Origin of the sequence: Streptomyces pathocidini (genome assembly GCF_001418495.1) — a bacterium.
Taxonomy (GTDB): domain Bacteria; phylum Actinomycetota; class Actinomycetes; order Streptomycetales; family Streptomycetaceae; genus Streptomyces; species Streptomyces pathocidini.
In genome coordinates this window covers 1-8,544 of the sequence record NZ_LIQY01000118.1, presented here as the reverse complement: position 1 = coordinate 8,544, position 8,544 = coordinate 1, and the positions used below count along the sequence as shown (strand labels likewise).

The 8,544-nt window shown below is 72.1% G+C and carries 9 protein-coding genes and 2 pseudogenes; 6 read left to right on the top strand and 5 right to left on the bottom strand.

The genetic code is table 11. The annotated features are described in order from the left end of the window. Positions 1-302 (top strand): annotated as a pseudogene (locus AOK16_RS07495) (hypothetical protein); the annotation flags it as partial. A 53-nt stretch (positions 303-355) separates the two neighbouring features. After that, entirely contained in the window at positions 356-1,231 is an 876-nt protein-coding gene (locus tag AOK16_RS07490; RefSeq protein ID WP_055471446.1) for an undecaprenyl-diphosphate phosphatase, read from the top strand. Between the two features lies 1 nt (position 1,232). Here the strand turns inward: AOK16_RS07490 and AOK16_RS07485 are convergent, their stop codons facing one another. Then, positions 1,233-2,342 (bottom strand): CapA family protein, encoded by a 1,110-nt coding sequence (locus tag AOK16_RS07485; protein ID WP_055471447.1) that lies wholly within the window; start codon positions 2,340-2,342, stop codon positions 1,233-1,235. 486 nt (positions 2,343-2,828) lie between these two features. Further along, positions 2,829-3,440 (bottom strand): flavin reductase family protein, encoded by a 612-nt coding sequence (locus tag AOK16_RS07480; RefSeq protein ID WP_055471445.1) that lies wholly within the window; start codon positions 3,438-3,440, stop codon positions 2,829-2,831. A gap of 108 nt (positions 3,441-3,548) precedes the next feature. On the opposite strand from AOK16_RS07480, the gene AOK16_RS07475 reads away from it, so the two are divergent. Both AOK16_RS07475 and AOK16_RS07470 read left to right on the top strand, forming a co-directional pair. After that, the gene (locus tag AOK16_RS07475) at positions 3,549-4,040 is read left to right on the top strand and encodes a DUF2975 domain-containing protein (RefSeq protein ID WP_055471444.1); all 492 of its coding nucleotides are present in this window, start codon (positions 3,549-3,551) and stop codon (positions 4,038-4,040) included. After that, entirely contained in the window at positions 4,040-4,261 is a 222-nt protein-coding gene (locus AOK16_RS07470) for a helix-turn-helix domain-containing protein (RefSeq protein ID WP_055471443.1), read from the top strand. Before AOK16_RS07475 ends, AOK16_RS07470 begins: the two co-directional genes overlap by 1 nt. Positions 4,262-4,397: 136 nt before the next feature. Here the strand turns inward: AOK16_RS07470 and AOK16_RS07465 are convergent, their stop codons facing one another. Then, positions 4,398-4,805 (bottom strand): substrate-binding domain-containing protein, encoded by a 408-nt coding sequence (locus tag AOK16_RS07465; protein ID WP_079101149.1) that lies wholly within the window; start codon positions 4,803-4,805, stop codon positions 4,398-4,400. Next, positions 4,806-5,060, bottom strand: a complete 255-nt coding sequence (locus AOK16_RS07460) for a LacI family transcriptional regulator (RefSeq protein ID WP_055471441.1) — start codon at positions 5,058-5,060, stop codon at positions 4,806-4,808. Positions 5,061-5,546: 486 nt separating this feature from the next. Here AOK16_RS07460 and AOK16_RS25330 point away from each other — a divergent pair. After that, positions 5,547-5,867, top strand: a pseudogene (locus AOK16_RS25330) (serine hydrolase); the annotation flags it as partial. Positions 5,868-5,947: 80 nt separating this feature from the next. Here AOK16_RS25330 and katG read toward each other — a convergent pair. Then, positions 5,948-8,170, bottom strand: coding sequence for a catalase/peroxidase HPI (gene katG / locus AOK16_RS07455; protein ID WP_055471440.1), 2,223 nt, complete (start codon positions 8,168-8,170; stop codon positions 5,948-5,950). Positions 8,171-8,322: 152 nt separating this feature from the next. Between katG and AOK16_RS07450 the strand changes: the two genes are divergently transcribed. After that, on the top strand, positions 8,323-8,544 hold a 222-nt coding region (locus AOK16_RS07450; protein WP_205627644.1), incomplete at its 3' end, for a Fur family transcriptional regulator.

The window sequence follows — 8,544 nt, the reverse complement described above, 5'->3', positions numbered from 1 at the left end:
CGACCGGGATCGGCTCGGTGCCGAACACGGCCGCGTACGTGATAGCGGGCAGCAAGGCGTCCGACCCGGGCTCGCCGGCGTTCCTGTTCTCGACCGGGTTCATCGTCGTCACGGGCCTCGCCGGGCTGGCGTTCGCCTGGCGCGAGCGCCGACGGCTGCGGCGCGCCCGTACCCACGGCGCCGCGGGTCCCGTACGCCGCGCCGGGCCCGAGCCCGTACGCCCGCTCGGGGAGGCCGAGTTCGAGGGCGGGGAGCACCGGCAGGCGACCCCTGCGGTGAGGGCCGCCACCGGCAGGCCATAGCATCTGACCCGAACTCCCCGTCGATCACACCACAAGGACGAGCGCACCCCGTCATGTCTTGGTTCGAATCATTCATCCTCGGGCTCGTCCAGGGGTTGACCGAGTTCCTTCCGATCTCCTCCAGTGCGCACCTGCGGCTCATGGCCGCGTTCGCGGACTGGCACGACCCGGGCGCCGCCTTCACGGCGATCACCCAGATCGGCACGGAGACAGCCGTGCTGATCTACTTCCGCAAGGACATCGCCCGGATCGTCTCCGCCTGGTGCCGGTCGCTGTTCGACAAGAGCATGCGGGGCGACCACGACGCCAAGATGGGCTGGCTGGTCATTGTCGGCTCGATTCCGATCGGCGTTCTGGGCGTCACGCTCAAGGACCAGATCGAGGGCCCGTTCCGCGATCTGCGGCTGACCGCGACCACCCTCATCGTCATGGGCATCGTGCTCGGCATCGCCGACCGGCTGGCCGCGCGCGACGAGGACGGCGGCCGCCACCGCGCCGTACGGGAGCGCAAGACGCTCGCGGACCTGGGCGTACGGGACGGGCTGATCTACGGCTTCTGCCAGGCGATGGCGCTGGTCCCCGGCGTCTCCCGCTCCGGCGCGACCATCAGCGGCGGCCTGCTCATGGGCTACACGCGCGAGGCGGCGGCCCGCTACTCCTTCCTGCTGGCGATCCCGGCGGTGCTGGCCTCCGGCGCGTTCGAGCTGAAGGACGCGACCGAGGGCGGGCACATCTCGTGGGGCCCGACGATCTTCGCCACGGTCATCGCCTTCGTGGTCGGATACGCCGTCATCGCGTGGTTCATGAAGTACATCACCACGAAGAGCTTCATGCCGTTCGTCATCTACCGGATCGTGCTCGGCATCCTGCTGTTCGTGCTCATCGGCGCGGGCGTACTGAGCCCGCACGCGGCGGAGTCGGCGGGCTGAGTCAGCCCTCCGGCTGCCGCATCTCCTTGAGGCCGTCCTGCGCCGCGCCCCGGCTCAGGACGGCCTTGCGCACCCGCTCCCGTACGTCGGGGAACCGCCCGGCGGTCGCGGTGACCACGCGGAACGGCGGGCCGAGGTCGGAGTGGCCCGCGAGGAACTCCGCCGCGGAGACGGTCCAGCGGTCCCCCTTCGGCGCCGGGGCGAAGGTGAAGCGGGCCATCGAGCCCTCGTTGCCCCGGTACTTCTCGGGCACGAAGCTGGCCACCTGGTCGCCGAGGCCGTAGACGACCCACGTGCCGTTGACCTTCTCGTACGGCTGCGGCACGTGGTTGTGGGTGCCGATCAGCAGGTCGATGTCGGGCTTTCCGCCGGTGCGGGCCGCGGTGAGCCTGCGGGCGAAGTCCAGCTGCTGCCGGTCCGGTTCCTGCTGCCACTCGGTGCCCCAGTGGAGGCTGACGAGCACCACGTCGGCCCCGGCACGGCGGGCGGCCCGGGCGTCGGCGACGACCCGGCCGGGGTCGAGCAGGTTGACCGCCCACGGCTTGCCCTCGGGCAGGGGGATCCCGTTGGTGCCGTAGGTGTACGAGAGGTGGGCCACCTCGGCTCCGCCGGCGCGCAGCCGGGCGGGGGTGCGCGCCTCGGCGGCGCTGCGCGCGGAGCCGGCGTGGCGCACGCCCGCGGCGTCGAGGGCGTCGAGGGTGCGGCGGATGCCTTCGGGGCCGGCGTCGAGGGTGTGGTTGGAGGCGGTCGAGCAGCTGTCGTAGCCGGTGGCGCGCAGGCCGCGGGCCACGTCCGGCGGGGACTGGAAGGCCGGGTAGCCGGTGAAGGGGCCCTCCGGCGGCCCGTACGGCGTCTCCATGTGACAGATCGCCAGGTCGGCGCCGTCGACGACGGGCTTGACGCCGGACAGGATCCGACTGAAGTCGTACCGACCGGGGCCGGGGGCGCCGGGGGCGGTCGCGCGGGTGCCGGTCGCGCCGGGCGCGCGGGCGCCGGTTACGTCAGCGCCGGTTACGCCGGGGGCAGTCGCGCGGGTGCCGGTCACGCCGGTACCGGTGGCTCGGGGGGCGGTCGCGCCGGTGCCGGTGGTTCCGGGTGCGATCGCGCTGATGCCGGTCGCTCCGGGGGTGCGCGCCGGGCTCCCCGAAGCGACCGCGCGCCCGGTCGCCGCTCCCCCGCCGTTCTGGGCCCCGCCGTTCTGCGCCGCGTCGTTCTGGGCCTGGCGGATGATCGAGGGGTACGGGATGACGTCGCCGGTGGCCACGACGGTGAACGGCCGCCGCTCCCCCGCCCCCTCGCCGCGGGCCTGCGGGGTGACGGAGGGGCGGCCGTGCCCGGGCGGCGTGCCCTCGGCGGCGCAGGCCGCGAGCGTGCCGAGCGCGAGCCCCCAGACCGCCACCTTCGTGCGCCGCGCGAACCGCATCTCGTACTCCCTTGGCCTCGGTGCACCTGGTGGCAGCGTGTACCGGGGGCCGGGCGCCCGCGCGCCGGGAGCGGCGCGCGCTGCGCCGCCGGGAGTAAGCCGCAGCGGAGCCGGTGCCAGTCGGCGGCATCCGGCTTGCGAGCCGAGCCGACGTGCCCGTCGCGGGCCCGAGGATTACCTCGTCGCGGGCCAATCCGCGTAGCGGATGCGGGAGATCTCCCGTACGGCGCCGAGCGTGCCCCACTCGTCCTTGCCGAGCCGGGACAGCGGGCGCAGCCTCGTGGCCTCCGGGTGCCCGCCGTCGAGGACCTCCTCGGCGACCGCAGCGTGCACGACGCGGCCGAGGACGACGGTGGAGTCGCCGAGCCGGAGCGTGCTGTGCAGCTCGCACTCGAGCGCCACCGGCGAGTCGGCGACCCGCGGCGGCTTGACCCGCAGGCTGGGCTCGGCCGTCACCCCGACCGCCTCGAACTCGCTGACCCCGTGCGGGAAGTCGGTGGCGGTCGCGTTGATCTGCTCGAACAGCGCCTCGGGCGCGAGGTTCACCACGAACTCCCCGGTCTCCTCGACGTTGCGCAGCGAGTCCTTCCGCCCGACGGAGGTGAACTGCACGACGGGCGGCTCGACGCAGGAGATGGTGAAGAAGGAGTGGGGTGCCAGGTTGGGTGTGTGGCCGTCGGCCGTGACCGTGGACACCCAGGCGATGGGCCGCGGCACGACGACCGCGGTCAGCAGTCGGTAGAACTCGTTGCGGGAGGTGGCGGCGGGGTCGAAGTCGATGCGCATACGGCCCAGTATCCGCCCACGCGGTGGCCGCCCGTCCGCCGCCTCACACCTTGCTTTATCCATCGACATTCGATAGATTCTCATCGTTATTCGATGGAAGGATGGGCTGTGGGAAAACTGACAGTGGGTGCGCTGCGCGCCGTGCTCGTGGTGGTGCTCGCCGGCACCGTGTTCGTCCAGGCAGGAATGGTGTGGACGTTGGTCAGCGGGAACGACCCGGAGGACGGGTCGCTCCCGCTGACCCCGCTGCGTGTGATGACGATCCTGGGCATGGCGGCGGCCCAGGTCGCCCTGGTCTGCGTGTGGCGGCTGGTGACGATGGTGCAACGCGGAACCGTGTTCTCCCACGCCGCCTTCCGGCACGTGGACGTCGTGATCGGCGCGATCGTGGCGGCCGCCCTCGTGTGGTTCACGGTCACGGCCATCAACGCGCCGGGCCAGCGGGACGACCCGGGCGTCACCGTCATCATGGGTGGGGTCGGCGTGGCCATCCTGGGGGTGGCGCTCATCGTGCTCGTGCTGCGGATGCTGCTCGCCCAGGCCGTCGCGCGTGACGGTGAAGCGGCGCAGATGCAGGCCGAGTTGGACGAGGTGATCTGATGCCGATCTCCGTCGACATCGATGTGATGCTGGCCCGGCGGAAGATGTCCGTGGGCGAACTCGCGGACCGCGTAGGGATCACGCCCGCCAACCTGGCGGTGCTCAAGAACGGCCGCGCCAAGGCGGTGCGCTTCGCGACGCTCGCCGCGCTCTGCGAGGTGCTCAAGTGCCAGCCGGGCGACCTGCTGCGCTGGGAGGGCGAGGACGCCGCGGGCGCATGACGTACCCCGGGCGGGGCTTCGTCCGCCTGGAGGCAGTGGCAACTTCCGGCTGGGCCGGGCGGGTCGGCGCCGCGGTTCGGCGCCGGCCCGCCCGCATGCCGCTCGCGCAACCGGGGCGCGCCCCGAGCGCGCCCGGTCAGCCGCTCGTGGAGGAGCGGACGTGGAGCCGGGGCAGCAGGTGGATGTGGCGCATCGCCTCCGTGCCGTCCTGCCGGAGCCTGCGCGCGAGCAACTCCACCGCGGCCCGGCCCAGTTCGCGGCGGGGCGGGGCGACCGCGGTCAGCGGCACGTCGGAGAGGGCGGCGAACTCGTCGTCGTAGCTCACGAGCGCCACGTCGTCCGGCACGACGAGCCCTCGGGACCGCAGCTCCTGCAGGAGCAGGACCGCCTCCTCGTCCGGGTGGGCCAGCAGGGCCGTGGTGTCCGAGGCAAGCAGCACGTCGACAATGCGGTCCGCCGAGCCGGGTTGGTGGTCGGCGGCCAGCCTCGGCATGTCGGGCGGCAGACCGAGGGCGGCCGAGGCGGCCTCGAAACCGCGGCGCAGTCAGACGCTGGTCGGGGTGGGCCGCGCGACGAGGGCGATACGGCGGTGGCCGAGCCGGGCCAGGTGGCGTACGGCCTGGGTGGCGCCGTGCTCGTGGTCGGTGATCACGTAGTCGAGTGAGGGGACGTCGGCGGCCGGCTGGTGGCGCCGCTCGACGACGACCACGGGGACGGCCAGCGTCCAGGGCATCTGGTACGACGCCCGGCTCTTCGAGAAGAAGGGCTGGACCGCGCCGAAGGCCTGGGCGGAGTTCACCGAACTCGCCGGTGAGATCAGGAAGGCGGGCCTGGACGTCTACGGCTACGGCGGCAAGAACGCCGCCGACTACGTCGGCTCCGTCATGGTCGTCTCGGCCGCCAAGATCGCCGGGGCGGAGCTGCTGCGCTCCATCGACAACCTCGAGGACGGCGCCTGGGAGCACGACGCGGTGCTCGAGTCCTTCACCGCCTGGCGCGAGTTCGCCGAGAAGTACGTGGACAAGCGGTACGCGGGACTCATGCACACCGAGGCCCAACTGCGCCAGGTGCAGGGCAAGCTGGCCTTCTACCCGGCGGGCGACTTCCTCGAGAACGAGATGAAGAAGGACACCCCGAAGGACTTCACCCTTCGCGATGATGCCGATCCCGTCGGTCACCGCCTCCGACGCGCTGCCCGTGGAGACGCTGCGCAGCGCGCCCGGCGAGTCCTCCTTCGTGGTCCCGGCCGAGGGCAGCAACACCACCGCGGGCCTGGAGTACCTGCGCCAGATGGCCTCGAAGGCCGGCGCCCAGGGCTACACCAAGCTCACCCGCGGCCGAGGACCGCGAACGGCTCACCGGCTGGCTGCTGGCCAACACCACGGGCGGTGCGAGACTACGCACGGGCCTGCCCTCGGACTGGGCCGTCGCGGACAAGACGGGTGGCGGGGAGTACGGCACCAACAACGATGTGGGCATCGCCTGGCCCGCCGGCCGCCCGCCGATCGTGATGGCAGTCCTGACGACCAGGTACGAGCCCGACGCCGTGGCCGACAACCCCCTGATCGCCGAGACCGCCACGCTCCTGGCGGGCGCGCTCACCTGACACCCGCGGGCCGCCGCCACCCGCCCGTACGACGTCCGGGCCGACCCGCTGTGGGCCGGCCCGGACGTCCTGAGGGTGGGTCAGGCGAGATCGAAGCGGTCGAGATTCATCACCTTGTCCCACGCCGCCACGAAGTCGCGCACGAACTTCTCCTTCGCGTCGTCGCTCGCGTAGACCTCGGCGAGCGCGCGCAGTTCGGAGTTCGAGCCGAAGACGAGGTCGGCACGGGTGCCGGTCCACTTGACCTCGCCGGTGGCGCAGTCGCGGCCCTCGAAGGTGTTCTGGTCGGCGGACGTCGCCTTCCATGTCGTGCCCAGGTCGAGCAGGTTGACAAAGAAGTCGTTCGTCAGGGCCCCGGGGGTCTCGGTGAAGGCGCCGAGCGAGGACTGCTGGTGGTTGGCGCCCAGGACGCGGAGGCCGCCGACGAGGGCCGTCGTCTCGGGGGCGCTCAGGGTCAGCAGGTTGGCCCGGTCGAGCAGCAGGTACTCGGCCGGCAGCCGGTTGCCCTTCCCCAGGTAGTTGCGGAACCCGTCGGCGGTCGGCTCGAGCGCGGCGAAGGACTCCTCGTCCGTGTGCTCCTCGGTCGCGTCGACGCGGCCCGGGGTGAACGGCACCTCGATGTCGTGGCCCGCCTCCTTGGCCGCCTTCTCCACGGCCGCGCAGCCACCCAGCACGATCAGATCGGCCAGGGACACCTTCTTGGCGCCGGAGTTGAACTCACCCTGGATGTTCTCGAGGGTGCGCAGCACCGTCGCCAGCCGGTCCGGGTCGTTGACCTCCCAGTCGCGCTGCGGCGCCAGGCGGATGCGGGCGCCGTTGGCGCCGCCGCGCTTGTCGCTGCCGCGGAAGGTCGAGGCCGACGCCCAGGCGGTGGAGACCAGCTGGGGGACCGTCAGACCCGAGTCGAGGAGCTTGGCCTTCAGGGCCGCGATGTCCGCGGCGCCGATGACCTCGCCCTGGGCGGCCGGCAGCGGGTCCTGCCACAGCAGCGTCTCGGCGGGGACCTCCGGGCCGAGGAACAGCGACTTCGGGCCCATGTCGCGGTGGGTCAGCTTGTACCAGGCCCGGGCGAAGGCGTCCGCGAACTCCTCGGGGTTCTCGTGGAAGCGGCGGGAGATCGGCTCGTAGATCGGGTCGAAGCGCAGCGCCAGGTCGGTGGTGAGCATCGACGGGGCGATCTTCTTCGAGGCGTCGTGGGCGTGCGGCACCGTGCCCTCGCCCGCGCCGTCCTTCGGCTTCCACTGGTTGGCGCCTGCCGGGCTCTTCGTCAACTCCCACTCGTAGCCGAAGAGGTTGTCGAAGAAGCCGTTGCCCCACTGGGTGGGCGTGCTGGTCCAGGTGACCTCCAGGCCGGAGGTGATGGCGTCTGCGCCCTTGCCGGTGCCGTGGGTGCTCGCCCAGCCGAGGCCCTGCGCCTCGATCGGGGCGGCCTCGGGGTCGGCGCCGACCGCCTCCGCGGGGCCCGCGCCGTGGGTCTTGCCGAAGGTGTGGCCGCCCGCGATCAGGGCGACCGTCTCCTCGTCGTTCATCGCCATGCGGCGGAAGGTCTCGCGGATGTCGCGGGCCGCGGCGATCGGGTCCGGGTTGCCGTTCGGGCCCTCGGGGTTGACGTAGATGAGGCCCATCTGGACCGCGCCGAGGGGGTTCTCCAGCTCACGGTCGCCGGTGTAGCGCTGGTCGTCGAGCCAGATGGACTCGGGGCCCCAGTAGACGTCCTCCTCCGGCTCCCAGACGTCCTCGCGGCCGCCGGCGAAGCCGAAGGTCTTGAAGCCCATCGTCTCCAGGGCGACGTTCCCGGTGAGGATCATGAGGTCGGCCCACGAGATGGACTGGCCGTACTTCTTCTTGACCGGCCACAGCAGCCGGCGGGCCTTGTCCAGGTTCCCGTTGTCCGGCCAGCTGTTGAGGGGGGCGAAGCGCTGCTGGCCCGCGCCGGCGCCGCCGCGGCCGTCGCTGATCCGGTAGGTGCCCGCGCTGTGCCAGGCCATCCGGATCATGAGCGGGCCGTAGGTGCCGAAGTCGGCGGGCCACCAGTCCTGAGAGGTCGTCAGCACCTCGGCGATGTCGCGTTTCACCGCCGGGAGGTCGAGGGCCTGGAACGCCTCGGCGTAGTCGAACTCCTCGCCGAGGGGGTTGGCCACGGCGGGGTTCTTGGCGAGGATCTTCAGATTCAGGCGCTCCGGCCACCACTGGCGGTTTCCGCCGCCCTGCGTCGGGTGCGGGGCTCGCCCGTGCGCGACCGGGCAGCCACCTCCGTCCGCCGCCTTTGCGCCTTCGACGATGGCCTCATGGTTCTCGGACATGGAATTCCCTCCGGATCGGGCGGTTCACGGTGCGCTCGCCCCTTGGCTGCCTCCGGAACCGATCCTACAATGGACGAAGTCCAAGTCAATACGAGAACCAGAACCGTACGGGTACATTCGCGCGGGCGACACACAGTGAGGGTTGGTGGCCAATGAGTGACCTGCTGGGGCGGCTGCGCGGACGTGGCTGGCGGATGACCGCGCAGCGCCGGGTGGTCGCCGAGGTGCTCGACGGCGAGCATGTCCACCTCACCGCGGACGAGGTGCTCGCGCGCGCCACCGCCCGGCTGCCGGAGATCTCCCGTGCGACGGTCTACAACACCCTCGGTGAGCTGGTCTCACTCGGCGAGGTGGCCGAGATGTCCACCGACGGC

Excerpts from the sequence above, each read along its gene's own strand:
- AOK16_RS07490 (WP_055471446.1), top strand. The coding sequence starts at position 356 with ATGTCTTGGTTCGAATCATTCATCCTCGGGCTCGTCCAGGGGTTGACC.
- AOK16_RS07470 (WP_055471443.1), top strand. The coding sequence starts at position 4,040 with ATGCCGATCTCCGTCGACATCGATGTGATGCTGGCCCGGCGGAAGATG.
- katG (WP_055471440.1), bottom strand. The coding sequence starts at position 8,170 with ATGTCCGAGAACCATGAGGCCATCGTCGAAGGCGCAAAGGCGGCGGAC.
- AOK16_RS07480 (WP_055471445.1), bottom strand. The coding sequence starts at position 3,440 with ATGCGCATCGACTTCGACCCCGCCGCCACCTCCCGCAACGAGTTCTAC.